Annotated in this window: 18 protein-coding genes and 1 pseudogene; 15 read left to right on the top strand and 4 right to left on the bottom strand. The window is 62.0% G+C overall.

Annotated features, from left to right (window positions below):
* Nucleotide 1: 1 nt before the first annotated feature.
* The 4 genes from ABWK72_RS04640 (at nt 2) to ABWK72_RS04625 (ending at nt 5600) form a co-directional block, all read left to right on the top strand.
* The gene (locus ABWK72_RS04640; protein WP_367873617.1) at nt 2-781 is read left to right on the top strand and encodes a hypothetical protein; all 780 of its coding nucleotides are present in this window, start codon (nt 2-4) and stop codon (nt 779-781) included.
* Entirely contained in the window at nt 738-3878 is a 3141-nt protein-coding gene (locus tag ABWK72_RS04635) for a hypothetical protein (protein ID WP_367873616.1), read from the top strand. Before ABWK72_RS04640 ends, ABWK72_RS04635 begins: the two co-directional genes overlap by 44 nt.
* Nucleotides 3878-4675, top strand: coding sequence for a hypothetical protein (locus ABWK72_RS04630; protein WP_367873615.1), 798 nt, complete (start codon nt 3878-3880; stop codon nt 4673-4675). Before ABWK72_RS04635 ends, ABWK72_RS04630 begins: the two co-directional genes overlap by 1 nt.
* 127 nt (nt 4676-4802) lie before the next feature.
* On the top strand, nt 4803-5600 hold the full coding sequence (locus ABWK72_RS04625) for a hypothetical protein (protein ID WP_367873614.1): 798 nt from the start codon (nt 4803-4805) through the stop codon (nt 5598-5600).
* A 235-nt stretch (nt 5601-5835) separates the two neighbouring features.
* Here the strand turns inward: ABWK72_RS04625 and ABWK72_RS04620 are convergent, their stop codons facing one another.
* Nucleotides 5836-5973 (bottom strand): hypothetical protein, encoded by a 138-nt coding sequence (locus ABWK72_RS04620; protein ID WP_367873613.1) that lies wholly within the window; start codon nt 5971-5973, stop codon nt 5836-5838.
* A 125-nt stretch (nt 5974-6098) separates the two neighbouring features.
* On the opposite strand from ABWK72_RS04620, the gene ABWK72_RS04615 reads away from it, so the two are divergent.
* The 3 genes from ABWK72_RS04615 (at nt 6099) to ABWK72_RS04605 (ending at nt 7829) form a co-directional block, all read left to right on the top strand.
* Nucleotides 6099-6521 carry a hypothetical protein gene (locus ABWK72_RS04615; RefSeq protein ID WP_367873612.1) on the top strand — a complete coding sequence of 141 codons (423 nt, stop codon included), beginning with the start codon at nt 6099-6101 and terminating at the stop codon, nt 6519-6521.
* A gap of 343 nt (nt 6522-6864) precedes the next feature.
* The gene (locus ABWK72_RS04610) at nt 6865-7443 is read left to right on the top strand and encodes a hypothetical protein (protein ID WP_367873611.1); all 579 of its coding nucleotides are present in this window, start codon (nt 6865-6867) and stop codon (nt 7441-7443) included.
* Between the two features lie 254 nt (nt 7444-7697).
* Nucleotides 7698-7829, top strand: a complete 132-nt coding sequence (locus tag ABWK72_RS04605; protein WP_367873610.1) for a hypothetical protein — start codon at nt 7698-7700, stop codon at nt 7827-7829.
* A 38-nt stretch (nt 7830-7867) separates the two neighbouring features.
* Here the strand turns inward: ABWK72_RS04605 and ABWK72_RS04600 are convergent, their stop codons facing one another.
* The 3 genes from ABWK72_RS04600 to ABWK72_RS04590 all read right to left on the bottom strand — a co-directional run bounded on the left by ABWK72_RS04600 (nt 7868) and on the right by ABWK72_RS04590 (nt 10811).
* Nucleotides 7868-8293 carry a hypothetical protein gene (locus ABWK72_RS04600; protein ID WP_367873609.1) on the bottom strand — a complete coding sequence of 142 codons (426 nt, stop codon included), beginning with the start codon at nt 8291-8293 and terminating at the stop codon, nt 7868-7870.
* A gap of 668 nt (nt 8294-8961) precedes the next feature.
* On the bottom strand, nt 8962-9351 hold the full coding sequence (locus ABWK72_RS04595) for a YciI family protein (RefSeq protein ID WP_367873608.1): 390 nt from the start codon (nt 9349-9351) through the stop codon (nt 8962-8964).
* A gap of 200 nt (nt 9352-9551) precedes the next feature.
* A complete protein-coding gene (locus ABWK72_RS04590; RefSeq protein ID WP_367873607.1) occupies nt 9552-10811 on the bottom strand; it encodes an RNA polymerase sigma factor in 1260 nt (419 codons plus the stop codon).
* 194 nt (nt 10812-11005) lie between these two features.
* Here ABWK72_RS04590 and ABWK72_RS04585 point away from each other — a divergent pair, with 194 nt between their 5' ends.
* From ABWK72_RS04585 to ABWK72_RS04550, 8 genes and pseudogenes are all read left to right on the top strand, one after another.
* Entirely contained in the window at nt 11006-11428 is a 423-nt protein-coding gene (locus tag ABWK72_RS04585; protein WP_367873606.1) for a secondary thiamine-phosphate synthase enzyme YjbQ, read from the top strand.
* A 130-nt stretch (nt 11429-11558) separates the two neighbouring features.
* Nucleotides 11559-12410, top strand: coding sequence for a carboxylating nicotinate-nucleotide diphosphorylase (gene nadC, locus ABWK72_RS04580; RefSeq protein ID WP_367873605.1), 852 nt, complete (start codon nt 11559-11561; stop codon nt 12408-12410).
* Nucleotides 12407-13012 (top strand): annotated as a pseudogene (locus ABWK72_RS04575) (biotin--[acetyl-CoA-carboxylase] ligase); the annotation flags it as partial. The gene nadC and the pseudogene ABWK72_RS04575, both read left to right, overlap by 4 nt.
* Nucleotides 13013-13058: 46 nt before the next feature.
* Entirely contained in the window at nt 13059-13157 is a 99-nt protein-coding gene (locus ABWK72_RS04570) for a hypothetical protein (RefSeq protein ID WP_367875316.1), read from the top strand.
* Nucleotides 13158-13270: 113 nt separating this feature from the next.
* Nucleotides 13271-15325: a penicillin-binding transpeptidase domain-containing protein gene (locus ABWK72_RS04565; protein ID WP_367873604.1), complete on the top strand. Its 2055-nt coding sequence runs from the start codon at nt 13271-13273 to the stop codon at nt 15323-15325.
* Between the two features lie 105 nt (nt 15326-15430).
* A complete protein-coding gene (locus ABWK72_RS04560) occupies nt 15431-15859 on the top strand; it encodes a hypothetical protein (protein ID WP_367873603.1) in 429 nt (142 codons plus the stop codon).
* Between the two features lie 9 nt (nt 15860-15868).
* A complete protein-coding gene (locus ABWK72_RS04555) occupies nt 15869-16666 on the top strand; it encodes an SDR family NAD(P)-dependent oxidoreductase (RefSeq protein WP_367873602.1) in 798 nt (265 codons plus the stop codon).
* Nucleotides 16667-16725: 59 nt separating this feature from the next.
* On the top strand, nt 16726-16935 hold the full coding sequence (locus tag ABWK72_RS04550) for an addiction module protein (RefSeq protein WP_367873601.1): 210 nt from the start codon (nt 16726-16728) through the stop codon (nt 16933-16935).

The following is a 16935-nucleotide window of genomic DNA, read 5'->3' as shown; positions in this document are numbered from 1 at the left end:
CATGGCTAAATTTCCTTTGAGCGCCATCGCCGCGGCGTGTTTGATTTCAAGCGGCAGTCTCCACGCGACCAATCCTGCGTGGTGGACCGATCCGGAGTCGCCTGCGGTCAATCGCGAAGCGAAATCCGACAACCGCGCCGTAGCCAATGTGGGTCAGGCGAAATGGATGGCGCAGAACGCCCTGCGTGCACTGCGCGAGGTGCTGCCCGAGGTGGCGGATCAGGTCGAGGCCGATCTCGTCGGTCCCGGCAAGCCGATTCCCGCTTTCGCCGCTCCCGCCAATGATGCGGAGCGTTCCGCGAATCGGGCGCCGCTTCTCACCGGGCAACTGAAGGCGATTGCCGCCCCGTTCTATGCCCGTCTTCATGCGACGGCACCGGTTTGGCTGGCCATGGAGCGCAGCGACAATGGCTTCCCGGTCGGCGCGGAGCCCTATCCCTGGCCGGCAGATCCTACCAATGCCGCGAGCCACACCGTTATCGTCACGGGCCAATTGAAGGCCGTGTTCTCGCTCGACTTCAAAGCCGATCATGAAACCGGGGCTTCCCGGGACGATCTGCCCGATCTCTGGGAGGAAGCTGCGATCCCCCTGCAGGAGACCGGAACGATCGAAGACATCGGGCAGATCAACCGGACCAATGTCACCACGGTGGCGGAGGACTCCTCCCTGCCGGCTCCGCCGCGCACCCTCGACTCCTCCCAGACGCCGGTTTACGCCGTGGAATTCCAACCGGTCTATGAGGAGCGGGAACTCTCCCGAGGTCGGGGTTGCACCCTTTGACGAAGACAACGGGGCCTTCCGCTATGGCAAGCGGCTCTGGACTCATACCTTTGAAATCGAGGACTCCCTCAATTTCGCGCCGGTGTCCGGACTCTCCGCGACCCTCACCTGGAATTACCTGGCGGGCGACTTGGACGAGTGGGTGGAGCCGGTGGAGGATGGAACGTATATCTGGGAATACGATGTAAGTATCTTCACCGAGGACTACGGCACCAGCGACAGTTGGACGTACTATTCGGAGACGGAGACCACACCCTTGCTCTCCACCACGACGAGTTGGAGCGGGCGCAACTGGGCCGCCTGGATCAGCGCGGGAGCGCCGGGCACTCCAGGGGACATCCAGAACCGCAGCGGCCACGAACTCCATACGATCGTGGAAACCGATGAGCTGAGCGCGCCCTTCACGTTTCCGTATCTCTGGAACGGCTTCATGGCGAGCCGCGAGTGGACCGAGCTTGAAAACCCGCTGGTGTTCAGCCCTGCCACGGGTGCCGAAGCCACCCGTGCCGTTTACGGGGACGTGAAGGCCAAGCGGATGATCCGCGACCAGTATGTAAACAACCTCAATTTCGGCGGCGGTCTCATCAGCAGCGCTTCCAAGAGTGGTTCGGGTGGCAAGCAGAAGCGGCTGAAGGAAATCCGCTGGCGCTGGATCAAGTTCGACGAAAGAGACCCGTTCACCACCCATCCGGTCGCGCCGCCCGAAGAATTCACCAAGAAGTTCCACTTCGCGCTGGTGAAGTCGGATGGCCTGGAATCCGCTGGCAGCAGTCCCGCTCAAGGTGTTCAGACGGTGTCAACGGTCACGCTCGAATGCGAGGGCGGGCTTGAAGGGTGGCAAACGGTGGACCTTTCGCAGTACGTGGAGGAGACGCCGGCGTACTTGGACCAATTCACATTTGTCCGCGGCGGAGGCACCGAGGTCTCGCTCTCGCTCATCGATTGCAAAGTCTACAGTGCCGACAAGTTTCTGGCCGGCTCCATCTTTCTCAACGGCCCCATCATGGACGCGAGCCTCGAGTTCGTGAACACGACGACCGGCGAATCGCTCGGCACGTACGGTCCGTTCTTCGGCAGCAACCCGCAGCACACTTACACCGCCCCCCGCCAGATTCTCGCGCCCGGAGACACCTACACCCTTTCTTCCGGAAATGATGACAAGGTGTTTTTCGTGCGGGCTCCGGGCAATTATCTGCGCGTCGATTTCTACACCTGTTTCAACGGCCTCGGCGACATTGAGGTGCGCTTGAAGAAGGGCGGCCAAACAATCGGAGTCATCGAACACGAGTTGAAAGCCGACCCGGAGTTTTCCGAGATCATTGTCGGCTTCGATCGATGGATGAAGGGTATTGGCTTCGAGCTCGGCGGAGGGGATATCCCTCCTTTCGGGCGCGGGATGTCGCTGCTTTCCTCGAACGACATCGATCCCCTGGTATCCGCCGCCCTGATTCCGGTCTTCAACGTCATCGGCCAGGTCGAGGGGATGACCACGGTGCTCAAAGCGTTCATCGATGGGGCGAGAGCCGGGTTCAACGACGATTGGATGTTCCTCGTGGATATCAGCACCGGCTTGCATCTTGCCGGCGATTGGGCTTCCACCCAAGTGGAGGCCTTCCTGATCGAATGGCGGGACAATCCCGAACTGCGGAAAGCGGAGCTGATCCTGGCGATCAATCGCATCGCCGATGACTGGGTGGTGCAGCCGCTATCCGAAGTCATGGATGACTTCACCACTGTGGAAGGGATCGCGCGGCGCGCGTGGCGTGCCTGGGAATTCCAGCAGAGGACCGAACAAAGGGTGCGTGCCTTCGCAGGCAGCGCAGCGAAGGCGGTGTTTGAGGGAATGAAGGAATGGGTGAACGACTTCTGCGTCCGCATGATGGCGGGAGGCGAGAACAGCCGTTGGATCACCTCCAGTTTGGAGATCCGCCGCTTGATGCCGGAAGGGTATGCCGATCAATTGATGGGCTGCTACACCTTCGGCTACAGCCTTGGTTACATCTGCGAGCAAGTGGGCACCGGAGTCGTGACGGGCGGCTCGATGACCCTCGGCAAGATGTTCGTGAAGGAGGGGGTGGCGATCGGAGGGCTGCTGGCGAAGCGGACCTTGGGAACCTGCACGCTACGCTTGGTCTGGCTCAAGCGCACTCTCAATGAGGCGGGCTCCGTCCTTCTCCAGAAGGCGATCCGCGATTTCTATGACGACGGTTTGGTATACGCGGCAACCCATGGCTTGGACGTCACCGATGTTCCGACGGGATCGATAACCGATATCCTCGAGAACATGATGCGGATTCCCGGGTTCCAGCGCAGCCAATACGGCATGACGGATCTCGCCGCGACGATCCGGGAGCTATCCAACCTCCGGAAGCTATTCAGCCAGGGATTGCCCCGCGAAGTTCTCAAGATCCGCAGTGGCTTGCCTTATAAGAAGGCCGCGGCCCTCGCCTTCTGCATGGATGGCGACATCACCGAGGACATGTTCAAGAATTTCATGAAGATCCTGGACCGCAAGCTGATCGAGCACGGGCCCGGTGAACTCTTCCACGAGTGGGCGGACGATTTCCTGCGGGTGGCGCGGGGAAGCATGTCTCACTTCAGTGCAACACGTTCGCCCTTGACCCGCCTTTCCGGCGAGGACGCCGAATGGCTCAAATCGCTCTTGGGCGAACCGAATCCCGGATACATCTGGAAGTTCGAAGAAGGAGCGGCTACCGGCTGGAAGGATCCCATCCGTCGTGGTATTCTTGTCGAGGTCGATCTCTATCACACCGTGTATAGGAAGCAGGGATGGACCCACCAGCCACTGACGCAAGGAATCGATTTTACGAGGGGTTTGTCGGCAGTGCAGGTGAAGAGCCTCGGAGTTGTAAACGAAGGAACGATTTCGCGAATGAAGGTGGCCTTGAGGGATCTGGTCGACGTCGGCGAAGGAAACGCGCTTCAATCCCTTCATTTGGACATGAGAACCAAGCCGGGCCTGGATACAACTACGCTGCGGCAACAACTCGACGCTGAAATCGTGTTGCTCAAGCAAGAATCACCGGAACTGGACTTGACCTATTCGATCAGCAACTACCAGTTTGTTGCTCCTTGATGAACACGTGGTCGGCCCGTCTTGTGTGCAAAGGCTCGCCGGCGGAGCTCGTCTCCGGCTGGCGAGTCATCCGCGGCTATCTGGGGAAGCAGCTCGGCATCGATCCTGAAACCAATTTCATCAGCCAAGGGGTTGGGAAACGGCGAAAGCTCCGCGATCCGGGCAAGGCGCTTGGCTTGGATGAAATCGAGAACGAAATCCTTCTGGATGATTCCGCCACCTTCAGGGTGGGAGTAGGCGGCCCATACGATCGGGCCGTCGCCCGGGTGTTCGGGAGCATTCCGGGTGGTATTGGCGATGCCAATTACAACCTCTCGGTTCATCTGGATTCGTCTCCGGATTGGGTTCCGCTTATGCGGATGGCGGGCTCCGTGATGGAGCTGGTCTACGGATTTTCGTATAATCCCGGGTATCTGGTCTGGCAGTCGGAGATGGATATCGGGAGGTATGAGAACAATTTCGGGTCGGCGGAGCAGCGCCCCAAAATCATGAAGGGCGAGCCGCCGATCGACCGGCTTGTGATCGATACTTCCCGCAATCCGGGGACCCTGATCCGGGAAAACGGCGAGTTCATGGGCGTTGCAGCAGACATGTGGTTCGCGCCGCGTTTCTGGGAACGTAGAAAGCTCAACCCCGCGGATGTCCTTCGGGCGGTGCCCGGGGCCACGGCGGAGGAGGTTCACGGCCTGACGCGGATCCGTAGTCATGAGCGCGAGTTCGACCGGCCGGACGGCGAGCAGGGGGAAATCCAGAAGGCCCTTTGGAAGGTGCTTTTCGGCCGGGAGGTGAAATGGTGAAAGCGGCAGTGGCAAGTGAAGGGGCAGTTCGACTAGCACGATTGAGCGGCTTTGAGATCCTCAAACAGGGAGATCCGGAGTTGGACTTGAGTTTCACGATCATGGGGTGTCGGTTCGTTGCTCCGCAATGAACCGCTGGGCTGCTCGTCTTGTCACGGAAGGTTCTCCACCGGATCTGGTATCCGGCTGGCGGGTGATGCGTGCTTTTATTGAGAAACAGCTCGGCATTTCTCCGTCCGCGAACTTCATCAATGTAGGAAGGGGGCGGCGCAGCAAATTTCGCGAGTATGACAGGCCGCTGACGCTGGACGAGATCGAGGAAGAGATCGTTCTCGACGACGATTGCGCCTTTGTGGTGAGCGTGGGCGATCTGCATGAGAAGGCGATCGCAAGACTCGCCGGTTCATGTCAGGTGGAGTCGGGCGACTCGATTTTCACGCTTTCGCTCTGGTCCGATCGGCGGGCCGATTGGACGCCGCTTGTGAGCATGGCGAATGCAGTTTTGGATTTGATATACGGATATCCCTACTTGCCGTTTTATGCCGGGTGGCAATCAGAGACGAATATCGGACGGTACGAACAGTGCTACGGGCCGGCCGATTCGCGACCGAAGGTCATGAGCGGGTTTCCGCCGATCGAGCGGCTCGTCATCGACACTTCGCTTAATCCGGGCCGGGAGTTCAGCGATAACGGCGAGTTCAAGGGGGTGGCCGCGGAGATGTGGTTTGCGCCGCGATTTTGGGAGCGCAGGGAGCTCAGCCCCGCGGATGTCCTGCTGGCGGTGCCGGGTGCCACGGCGGAGGAGATTCACGGCCTGACGCGGATCTGCAGCCAGGAGCGCGAGTTCGACCGGCCGGACGGCGAGCAGGGGGAAATCCAGAAGGCTTTGTGGAAGGTAATCTTCAATCGCGAGGTGAGATGGTGAGAGCGGAAACGGCGAAAAGGGGGAAGTCTTCGATGATTGCCTATCGGCCCACAAAACTGGTTCTCAAGACCGCCGCCGTTAAAGCAAAGGCTCGCGATTACGGATTTCAATCCATGCCTCCACAATGAACCGGTGCGCTGTTCGTATCATCCACGCAGGCCCCGGTGCCGAACTCCTATCCGGCTGGCGCGTCATGCGCGCCTTCCTTGAGAAGCAACTCAGCATTTCTCCGTCCTCAAACTTCATCAATGTGGGCAAGGGGCGGCGTAGCAAGCTTCGCGAGTTCGACAGGCCGCTGTCGCTTGACGAGATCGAAGAGGAAATCCTTCTCGACGACAGTTCCAGCTTCGTGGTCGGCGTGGGTGGCCTGCATGAAAAGGCGGTCGCAAGAGTCCTCGGTTCGAGCCTAGGGAACTCGGGTGATACGCTTTTCACGCTTTCCCTAGGATCCGACCATCAGCCCGATTGGACCCCGCTCATGAGCATGGGAAATGCGTTTTGGATCTCGTCTACGCATATCCCTACCTGCCCTTCTACGCCGGATGGCAGTCGGAGATGGATATCGAACGCTACGAGAAGTTCTTTGAGCCGGCCGGCTCACGGCCGAAAGTGATGCGAGGAGAAGAGCCTTGGCGTCGGCCTGCCATCGACACTTCGCTCAATCCGGGCAGGGAGTTCAGCGATAACGGCGAGTTCAAGGGGGTTGCCGCGGAGATGTGGTTTGCGCCGCGATTTTGGGAGCGCAGGAAGCTCAGCCCCGCGGATGTCCTGCGGGCGGTGCCGGGTGCCACGGCGGAGGAGGTTCACGGTCTGACGCGGATCCGCAGCCAGGAGCGCGAGTTCGACCGGCCGGACGGCGAGCAGGGGGAAATCCAGAAGGCCCTTTGGAAGGTGCTTTTCGGCCGGGAGGTGAAATGGTGAGAGCGGAAACGGCGAAAAGGGGAGGTCTTCGGATTGTGCTCGATAGGCCTATAACGCTGGTTCTCGAAGGTGCAGCCGTTAAAGCAAGGGCTCGCAACTACGGATTTCAATCCCTGGCTCCACCATGAATCAATGGGCAGTCCGTCTCGTCCACTCAGGCTCTCGCTCCGAATTTGTTTCCGGCTGGAGGGTCGTCCGCGCTTTCCTCGAAAAACAACTTGGTATTTTCCCATCCGCAAACTTCATTAACGAGGGTAGTGGCCGGAGGAGAAAATTCCGGGAATGCAACCGGCCTCTCTCGCTTGATGAGATTGAGAACGAGATCCTGCTTGATGACTCGTCGATGTTCATCGTCGGCGTCGGCGGCTTACATGAGAAGGCGGTCGCGACCGTGAGCGGCTCCAGTCAGAGCGAATCGAGCGACGCGATTTTCACGGTTTCCCTATCGGGAGAGATTCGGCCCGACTGGGCTCCTTTGATGGCAATGGCGAATGCGGTTTTGGACTTGGTATATGGATATCCTTTTCGTCCTTCCTATGCCGGATGGCAGTCGGAGATGGATATTGAGCGCTACGAAAGGTTGTTCGAGCCGGCCGAGTCACGGCCGAAGGTGATGCGAGGCGAAGAGCCTTGGCGTCGGCTTGCCATCGACACTTCGCTCAATCCGGGCCGGGAGTTCAGTGACGACGGCGAGTTCAAGGGGGTTGCTGCGGAGATGTGGTTTGCGCCGAGATTTTGGGAGCGCAGGAAGCTCAGCCCCGCGGATGTCCTGCGGGCGGTGCCGGGTGCCGCGGCGGAGGAGATTCACGGCCTGACGCGGATCTGCAGCCAGGAGCGCGAGTTCGACCGGCCGGACGGCGAGCAGGGGGAAATCCAGAAGGCTTTGTGGAAGGTTCTTTTCGACCGCGAGGTGAGATGGTGAGAGCGCGTGGTGGTCCAAGGCTGTGCCGCGGCTTGCGCGGTGCGGCGATGGTCCGGTTGATAGATGCTCGCTGCGATTCCTTCGGGATCGAGGTTTTTGTTCGGGGGATGACCGGGGGTGGCGCTTCGCTGATCCTCGGCTACTTGGGCTGTGATCCCTCCGGGATCGGGAAGGGGATGCCTCTTCGGTGGTCACTGGATGTCTCCGGTTCTGGCGGAGGTGGCGTAGGCGCGAAGTTTTGGGGAGCCGGTCCATTGGTTGAGGAAGCGGTCGATGATGGTTTCGACGCGGTCGGGGTAGTAGCAGTGGAATTCCCCGAGTCCGTGGATGGCGGCTTCCTTGCAGGCGAGATGGGGGATATCGAGGGTGAGTTCGAGGACTTCTAAGACGGCGTCCGCGAAGGCGGCTTCGTCCTTGGCGTCCTCTAGGTATCCGAGGACGATGACGTCCCAAACATGTAGCAGATGGAATTCAGGACGTTCAGCAGCGAACCGTCCCGCTCGAGATGGGAGAGCCCTTCGCTGCAGCGGGCGGCGAAGCAATCGCGATAGAGGGGGTAGATCGAACGGATGGCTTGAAGGCGAAAATCCAAGGGGACCTCATCGGACCTCAAGGAGAAGGAATGGTCGGAGCAGGCGGGGGAGATGAGATACCAGAGGCCCTGATTCACTTGGGCATCGGTGAATGCGGCGAGATCGGTGCCGGCGCGGGAGAAGGTTTCGGCGAGAAGGGCGGCGGTTTCGGTTTCGGTGGCTTTGAAGACCGGAGCGTCGAGAGCCTCGTGCCAGGGCCTTTGCGATACCGGATGGTCGAAGACGTGGGTGATCCATTCCTGATAGCGGGGATGCATGGTTTGTGCGACCTTGGGGGATTCGGCGGGTTTGGGAAGACACCGTTTTCAGTGGTGGTGAGGCGGGGGTCGGGTGGATCGTCCCGTTCGCGGCTCTGGAGAGCCGCGCTACTTGGTTTGGCGGGCTTGGAGGGCGGCTTCGTCCGCCTGAAGGCGGGACTACGTACCCTTGGGAGCGGGCCGTTAGGGATTGTTCGTGTGACTTTAAAACTGCGCTTTCAACGGCTCGGCAAGCCTCGCCGGGGGAAGGCTGCGGCAAGCCGCAGCAGTCCAAGGCGGCCGAGCCGCAAAGAACTTGACCGGTGCGGGTCGGCCCGGCCCGGCCCGGGCCGACCTACCGATCGTTCGGCAGGCGCAGGACTTCGGCGGAGAGGCGGTCGAGGTTTTGGTCATTGGCGGGGCGGAGGATGTGTTCCATGAGGCGGCTGTGAAGGGCGGTTAGTGATGAGGTGGGCGTGGAGCGGGATTGGACCGCTCGACTGCCCAGGGTGTGTGGACCACATTTGGGGCGATCTCGTTCGCTGTGAACGGAGCGCCGGTGGGGACCGTTCGGCCGCACAGAGGACTGTGCGGACCACCTTTTGGGGCGGTCTCTTTCATTGCGAACGGAGGGCCAATAAGGACCGTCAGACTGCACTGGGACTGTGCAACTTTGGCGGCGGCCTCGCTCAAGATCCGGCGCGGCGTTGTTCGCTCTGTCGGAGCATTTCGGTGAGGTCGGCGGCGGGGCGGATTTCGAAGGGGCCGGCTTTTACGCCGGGGTGTTTCGACATGAGCTGGATGGCGTGATTGAGGTCACGGGCTTCGAGGATGAGGATGCCGCCGAGTTGTTCCTTGGTTTCGGCGTAGGGGCCGTCGGTGACGGAGACCTTGCCATTTTCCCAGCGCAGGGTGGTGGCCGATTGCGGGCCTTGCAGGGCTTCGCCACCGGCGAAGTGGCCGTTCTTCCGCAACTCGTCGTCGTAGGTGAAGCATTCGTCCACCATGGCGAGGCCGTCGGCTTCGGTGAGGTGGTCGAGCTTGTGCGGTTCAATGTAGCCGAGGCAGATGTATTTCATGAGGTTGGTCGGGTTGGTTGGTGGTTTTGGCGGTCTTTGATGGGCCGTTTCATGAAGTGGTCGATTGGGATTTCCGGAAATCGACAGGGGGTTTTACTTTTTTTGCTTCGGCAGATTCGCTGGAGATTTTTAACCACAGATGACAGCCGGATGAACACAGATGAAGGCAGAGTGCCGAGTGATCAGTGGAAGGCAGATGGCTATTGGGCTGGGTTCGCTTCGTTCAATTCCTGGAGGCGTTTTTGGAGGAAGCGGCGTTCGGGTTCTAACTGGGTGAGGGCGAGGGCGCGTTCGTAGGAGGCACGGGCCTCGGTGGTCCTGCCGAGGCGGCGGCAGAGATCGGCCCGGGCGGAGTGGGCGAGGTGGTAGGCGGTGAGCTCGCCGCGGGCGAGGATGGCGTCGATCAGGGCGAGCCCGGCTTCCGGTCCATCGCGCATGGCGATTGCGACGGCGCGGTTCAGCTCCACGACCGGTGAGGGATCAGCTTGTGCGAGGGCGGTGTAGAGCGCGGCGATCTGCGGCCAGTCCGTGGCTGTAGTATCGGGTGCTTCGGCATGGACCGCGGCGATCGCGGCTTGGAGAGTGTAAGGACCGAAGCGGCGCGAGGTGAGCGCTTGCTCGACGAGTGCGATGCCTTCCGCGATGTGCACGTGGTTCCAGAGGGAGCGGTCCTGATCTTGCAAGAGGATCAGCTCACCGGTGGGGGATGCCCTGGCCGTGCGGCGGGACTCATGGAGGAGCATCAACGCGAGCAGGCCCATGAGCTCCGGGTCCGGTAGGAGCTCCAGCAGCAAGCGTCCCAGGCGGATGGCTTCCGCCGAGAGATCGGCGCGGGTCAGGGATGTGCCGGACGATGCGGTGTAGCCTTCGTTGAAGACGAGGTAGATCACTTGGAGAACCGTGGCCAAGCGGTCAGGGAGTTCCTCCGGGGATGGCACTTCGTAGGGGATGCGGGCATCGCGGATCTTCGTCTTCGCGCGGACGATCCTTTGGGCGAGGGTGGGGGCGGAGGTGAGGAAGGCGCGGGCGATCTCTTCCGTGGTGAGGCCGCAGATTTCGCGCAGGGTCAGGGCAACGCGGCTCTCCGGCGCGAGGGCGGGATGGCAGCAGGTGAAGATCAGGCGCAGGCGGTCGTCTTCGAGGTGTTCGCTGATGGTGCTGGCGGATTCGGTTTCGAGTTGTGCGGCGATCTTTTCCAAGGATGCGTCAAAGCGGGCGCGTCGGCGGAGGGCGTCGATGGCTTTGAAGCGTCCGGTGGAGATGAGCCAGGCGCGGGGATTGGCGGGGATGCCGTCCTGAGGCCAGCGTTCGAGGGCGGCGGCGAAGGCGTCGTGCAGCGCGTCCTCGGCGAGGTCGAAATCGCCGAGCAGGCGAATGAGGGTGGCGAGAATGCGGCCGGACTCCGCGCGGTAGACGGTGTTGAGGATTTCGGGCAAGGGATCGGATGGGCTTTCGGGCATCGGAGGTCGGAAGGCGGAAGGCGGAAGGCGGAAGGATGCAAACATCGAACATCGAACGTCCAACATCGAACGTCCAATTCGGAAGGGGAGGCGGGACTACTTGCCACTGAGGGCGGGCTGTTAGGGACGGGGCCTGGTTGGCGGGGGCGTTATTCGGAATTGCCCGTGAGGGTGAGCGGCGGTTTAGCTGGGCCATGGGTGCACATGCCGAGAGCTTCCGGGTCCGCAGCCGGGGGAAGGGAACCTTCGAGATCACGGAGGAGGTGGCGGCGATTGTCGGGCGGAGCGGGATCAGGACGGGGACGGTGACCGTTTTCGTGCGGCATACGTCGGCGAGCCTGGTGATCATGGAGAATGCCGATCCGAGCGCGCGGCGGGATCTGGAGGCGTTTTTCGATCATCTGGTGCCGGAGGATACGCCGTATTTCGTGCACACTTATGAGGGTCCGGACGATATGCCGAGCCATATCCGGATGGCGCTGACTCGGACGAGCGAGGTGATCCCGGTGATGAAGGGAAGAATGACGCTGGGGACTTGGCAGGGGATTTTCTTGTTCGAGCACCGGCGGGCGGCGCATGAGAGGGAGGTGGTGGTGAGTGTGGTTGGAGGGGATTAGGAGATTGGGAGATTGGGAGATTGGGGGAGGCATGAGATTTGAGATCTCAGAATTTGCGGGCATCCAAGCGGACCGGGCTACCGCCGGAAGATGATTGCTTGGCGCGGGTTTCGCGTCCTAGCTTCGCGGCGTGGAAGAAAGTGTTGAACGCTTGATTGAAGCCGCTTTGAAAGAGGACATCGGGTCAGGGGATCTGACTTCGCGCTACTTCGTGCCGGAGGATCGGATGGCGACGGGATTCATCGTGGCGCGGGAGGCGGGAGTGCTTTCGGGGGGCGAAGTGGCGTTGGAGGTGCTGCACAAGGTGGATCCGGCGATCCAAGCTTCGCTGCTGGTGGCCGATGGCGACCGGATATCGGAGGGTGCCTATTTGATGAAGGTGGAAGGGCCGGCGCGCTCGATCCTGACGGCGGAGCGGACGGTGCTGAATTTCATGCAGCGGATGAGCGGGGTGGCGACGGCGACGCGGCAGTATGTGGACGCGGTGCGGGGCACGAGTGCGGAGATCCTCGATACGCGGAAGACGATCCCGGGCTGGCGCTTGCTGGACAAGCAGGCGGTGCGGGACGGCGGCGGGACCAATCACCGGATGGGTCTCTACGACCGGGTGATGGTGAAGGACAACCATCTGATGACGGGCAGCGATCCGGCGGAATTGCAGGCGGCGATCCTGCGGCTGAAGGAGGAGCATCCGGAGGTCGAAGTGGAACTCGAAGCGGACCGGCTGGAGCAGGTGGAGACCTTCCTAAGGCTGGAGGGTGTGGACTATATTTTGCTCGATAACATGAGCCCGGCAGATCTCTTGAAGGCGGTGGCCTTGCGCGGGGAACTGGCCGCGCCGATGTTCGAGGCCAGCGGCGGCGTGACGCTGGCGACGGTGGCTTCGATCGCGGAAAGCGGTGTCGATTTCATCTCGGTCGGGGCGCTCACGCATTCGGTGGAGGCGCTGGATCTGGCGCTCGATTTCATCAAACGGGAATGAAGCAGGTTTGGCAGGGAGTGGAATTGCCGGACGAGTTCCGGCTGGACTATCGCGAGCGCACGGGATCGACCAACGATGACGCGCGCGAGGCAGCGCGGGCGGGAGCGGCGGAGGGCCTGGTGATCGTGGCGGGGACGCAAGAGGCGGGTCGCGGGCGGCGCGGGGCGGTGTGGGTTTGCCCGCCGGGCGAGGGGCTGGCTTTCACGGTGCTGATGCGGCCCACGGAGAACAAGGCGCTGTGGCCGCGGCTATCGCTGGCGGCGGGGCTGGCGGTGGCGGAGGGCTTGGAGCGCTTCGGCGTGCTGGCGGAGGTGAAGTGGCCGAACGATGTGTGGATCGGTGGCAAGAAGGTCGCGGGGATTCTGGTGGAGGCCGGGGACGATCATGTGGCGGCGGGGATCGGGATCAATGTGGGGGTGAGGGGATTTCCGCCGGCGCTGGGCGATAGCGCGACCTCGCTGCTACTGGAGTGCGGCGAGGCACCGCCGCTGCCGGTGGTGCTGGCGACGGTGCTGGAGCGGCTGCAGCTGTGGCGAGGGAAGATCGGCGCCGGCTTCGGCGAGCTGGTGAGGCATTTCCGGGTGCGCTGTGCCTTGACCGGCAAGCACGTACAGGCTGCTGGCGGCGGATGGCGCGCTGTCCGGGATCGTGGTGGGAATCGGGGATGGCGGGGAGCTTTTGCTGGAGACGGCGGCGGGGATTCGCAAGCTGGTGCAGGCGGACGAGGTGCGTGTGCTGGAAAAATAGCACAAAATGCGGTCCGGCGCTTTTTGGGCGTTGCTCTTGCCGGGGAAGGGGCATAGGTTCCGTCAATCCGGCCTGTGAGAAATACCGTCGCCCATCTTTTCCTTGGAGCGCTCGTGGCTTCCGCCGCTTCCGCGCAGGAGATCGCGTCCTTGCCCGACAGCCCGGTCCAGGGCAGCTCGGCGAACGATGCCTCAATCACCAACCGCAAGGACGCGCGGACGATCACGCTGTCGATCCCCGCGCCGCGCGGCTCGATCCTGGACCGCAATGGCAAGGCGATCGCGGTCAACCGGGTGGCTTGGCAGCTCGGGCTGCAGTATGAGCAATTCGAGAAGGCGGACCGGCAATTCGTGATCGATTGGGGCCGCACCCGTCTTGAGAAGGCGAAGCTGCTGGTCAAGGACCTGAAGGAGCCGACCGACGACGAACTGTGGAATCACTACCGCGAGCGCCGCTGGTTGCCGCTGCTGATCAGCACGCATCTGCACGAGGCGGAGAAGAAGAAGATCGAGCCGGCTTTGACGAAGGGCTTGATCCTGCATCCGGTCTATCAACGCTACTACCCGGAAGGGGATCTGGCGGCGCACATCATCGGGTATACCGGGAGCGTCGGGAAACTGCCGACCGGGCCGATCAATTTCAACGAGCCGATGTGGGAGGAGAGCGAGGGCCGCGCGGGCCTCGAGATGCTCTTCAACAAGGAACTGACCGGACAACCGGGCACGAAGAAGCTGCTCTACGACGAGCACGGCCGTAAATTCCCCGAGGAGCAGCCGCGGCGCCCGCGGCCCGGTGGCACCTTGGTGACCACCTTGAACCTGGAGTGGCAGAAGCACGCCGAGAAGGTGCTGAAGGACAAGGCGCGGCGCGGTGCCTTCGTGCTGATCGACGTGAATACCGGCGAGGTGCTGGTGATGGCCTCGCGACCGTCCTTCGATCTGAATGTTTTCATTCCCGGGATCTCGGACAAGGAGAAAGATGCCCTCGACAAGGATCCTTCGTCACCGTTGTTCGGCCGGGCTTTCCAATCGAAATACCCGCCGGGGTCCTGCTTCAAGCCCTTCGTGGCGCTGACGGCGCTCAACAACGGTCAGATCGACGAGGACACGACGATTTACTGCCCGGGCGCGATCACGCTCGGCAACCACACCTTCCACAACCACAACAAGAGGGCGGCGGGTTCGATCAACGTGATCCAAGCGCTGGCCTCCTCGAACAATATCTGGTTCGGCACGGTGGGCATGAAACTGGGTGCGAATGCCTTCCTCGGGACGGCACGGCACTTCGGCTTCGGCGAGAAGAGCGGCTTGGATCTGGTCGGCGAGACGGCTGGCACCGTGCCGACCAACGAGTGGATGATGAAGGTTCACAAGCGTGGCTTCAAGGATGGCGACGATTTCAACCTTTCGATCGGCCAGGGGTCGCTGGAAGTCTCTCCCCTGCAGGTGGCGCAGGCGATGGCGGGAATCGCGAACGGCGGGGTGCTGCCGAAGCTGCACCTGAGGATGCAAGTCCAGGATTCCTATGGCCGGGTGGTCGAGCAGGCCGTGCCGGAGCGCCGGAACTGGCTCGGGATCAAGCCGGAGCACATCCAGGTGGTGCGTCACGGGATGCGCGAGGTGGTGGACGGCGGCACCGGTAAGGCGGCCGAGCTGAGCTTCACCGAGCTCTGTGGCAAGACCGGCACGGCGCAGTGGAACAACAACCGCAACCTCGCTTGGTTCGCCGGCTTCCTGCCCTACGACGAGCCCCGCTACGCCTTCGCGGCGGTGTATGAGGGCAGCGCGGGTGAAAAGCCGAGCGGCGGCAAGAATGCGGCCCCGATCGTGAAATCTTTCTTCGAGCCGCTGAAGGCCGAGTTCAAGGAGATCCTGGCCCCCGCGCCGAAGGCGGTGGAGATCGTGGATGAAGATCTGGCGGCCAAGGACGGCGAGGGCGAGGCCCCCGAGGTCACGGAAGACGGCGTGCTGCGGGCCCAAGAGGTGACGCCGCTGGATTCCGAGGGTACGGAGAAATCCGATAAAACGGACAAGGCCGGGAAGCCCGATAAGAAGGGCAAGAAGGAGAAGGCTGAGGAAGTGGACGAGGAAGAAGTTCCGAAGGCGCTGCCGGTCGATCCGGATGAGGAGGAGACCGGCGACGAGACCGAGACGGTTCCGGTGGATTAAGGCAGGTCTGGCGGTTTTCAGGACTGGACGCCGGGGCGGTTTGGCGGCACATACCCCCTGCCTCCCATGACGGGGGGATCATTCAATCGACCCAAGCATCCGATCATGGACATTCAAATCGCCACCCTTTGCGACTTCGCCGCGGACTATAACGGCAAGCTCGTGGTTTCCGGAACCTTCGACACGCTGGCCGCCCGCGCGCTCCCGGTGGTGCATCCGATGTGCAGCCTGGCGCTGCGCTTCTGCTTCACGCCCGAGGACACCGGCCGCCACAAGCTTTCGATCAACATCATCAACGAAGATGGCGAATCGCTCGACCCGCAGAACATGCCGATCGAGCCGGAATTCGAAGTGCAGCTTCCGCCGGGTACGCCGTTCCTGACCCGCAACGTGATCATGAACCTGCAGGGCCTGCGTTTCCCGAAGTCCGGCATCTACTCGATCGACCTCGGTTGCGACGGTGAACTGCTGATGCGCCTGCCCTTGCGCATCGTGCAAGTGAGCCAGCAGCCCGAGCCGCAACCCGTCGCCTGATCCGAACGCGTGCCGGACGTCCGCTATTCTTGTGCCCTGGTGACCGGCGCGTCCGCCGGTCTCGGGGCCGAATTCGCCCGCCAGCTGGCGCCGCATTGCGCGGTGCTGGTGCTGGTGGCCCGTCGCTCGGAGCGGCTGGTGGAGCTCGCGGGCGAGCTGGAAAAGGCCAATGAAGGCCTGCGGGTGATGCCGCTGGAGGCGGATCTCACCGATCCCTCCGCGCGCCTGCAGACGGTGGGGCACTTGCTATCGAAGGGGCTCGCGCCGGATCTTCTGGTCAACAACGCGGGCCTCGGCGACTACGGCGAGTTCGTGACCTCCGACTGGATGAAGGTGGAGTCGATGCTGCGGCTGAATGTCGAGGCATTGACGCATCTGACGCATGCCCTCCTGCCGACGATGATCGAGCAGGGCAGGGGATCGATTTTGAACGTGAGCTCGCTGGCGAGCCTTTTGCCGATGCCGGACTTCGCGGTCTATGCGGCGACGAAGGCGTATGTGACGAGCTTCTCCGAAGCACTGCGGATCGAAACACAGGATCACGGGATCAAGGTGATGGCGCTGTGCCCGGGACCGGTGCACACGGAATTCGGCGAAGTGGCAGGCCGCGGGACGGATACGGATTTCGGCGCGCGCGAGTGGTTTTATGTGCCGAAGGAGCAAGTCGTCACCGAGGCCTTGGAAGGGCTGATGGAGGACCGGCCGCGGGTGTATCCGGGATTGCGGGTGGCAGTGGCTGCCGTGGCGATTTCCTTGGTGCCGATCGTGGTGATGCGGTTAGTGATGGGGTTGCGGTTGCGGAAGTAGGCGCGATTCGGTAGAAGAAGGGGATAGGCGGGATGGAAATCCTACTGTATAGTTCGCCTATGAAGCTTGAGGAACTTCAACGCCACGCGATGGAACTTCCGGAGACAGACCGGGCGGCGCTCGCGGCAGAGCTTCTTACTTCCCTGCCCGCGGTTTTGGCGGATGAGGACGACGGCGTGGCGGAAGCCTATCGTCGTGCGAAGGAGCTGGATGAAAATCCGGAAGCCGGTTGCTCGTGGGAAGAGATCAAGCGCTCGCTGGGACGATAG

The organism is Luteolibacter sp. Populi, from assembly GCF_040801775.1.
GTDB lineage: Bacteria > Verrucomicrobiota > Verrucomicrobiia > Verrucomicrobiales > Akkermansiaceae > Haloferula.
This window is presented reverse-complemented; position numbering and strand designations above follow the sequence as displayed.

Excerpts from the sequence above, each read along its gene's own strand:
- ABWK72_RS04640 (WP_367873617.1), top strand. The coding sequence starts at position 2 with ATGGCTAAATTTCCTTTGAGCGCCATCGCCGCGGCGTGTTTGATTTCA.
- ABWK72_RS04635 (WP_367873616.1), top strand. The coding sequence starts at position 738 with ATGAGGAGCGGGAACTCTCCCGAGGTCGGGGTTGCACCCTTTGACGAA.
- ABWK72_RS04630 (WP_367873615.1), top strand. The coding sequence starts at position 3,878 with ATGAACACGTGGTCGGCCCGTCTTGTGTGCAAAGGCTCGCCGGCGGAG.
- ABWK72_RS04625 (WP_367873614.1), top strand. The coding sequence starts at position 4,803 with ATGAACCGCTGGGCTGCTCGTCTTGTCACGGAAGGTTCTCCACCGGAT.
- ABWK72_RS04620 (WP_367873613.1), bottom strand. The coding sequence starts at position 5,973 with ATGCAGGCCACCCACGCCGACCACGAAGCTGGAACTGTCGTCGAGAAG.
- ABWK72_RS04610 (WP_367873611.1), top strand. The coding sequence starts at position 6,865 with ATGTTCATCGTCGGCGTCGGCGGCTTACATGAGAAGGCGGTCGCGACC.
- ABWK72_RS04600 (WP_367873609.1), bottom strand. The coding sequence starts at position 8,293 with ATGCATCCCCGCTATCAGGAATGGATCACCCACGTCTTCGACCATCCG.
- ABWK72_RS04595 (WP_367873608.1), bottom strand. The coding sequence starts at position 9,351 with ATGAAATACATCTGCCTCGGCTACATTGAACCGCACAAGCTCGACCAC.
- ABWK72_RS04590 (WP_367873607.1), bottom strand. The coding sequence starts at position 10,811 with ATGCCCGAAAGCCCATCCGATCCCTTGCCCGAAATCCTCAACACCGTC.
- ABWK72_RS04585 (WP_367873606.1), top strand. The coding sequence starts at position 11,006 with ATGGGTGCACATGCCGAGAGCTTCCGGGTCCGCAGCCGGGGGAAGGGA.
- ABWK72_RS04560 (WP_367873603.1), top strand. The coding sequence starts at position 15,431 with ATGGACATTCAAATCGCCACCCTTTGCGACTTCGCCGCGGACTATAAC.
- ABWK72_RS04550 (WP_367873601.1), top strand. The coding sequence starts at position 16,726 with ATGAAGCTTGAGGAACTTCAACGCCACGCGATGGAACTTCCGGAGACA.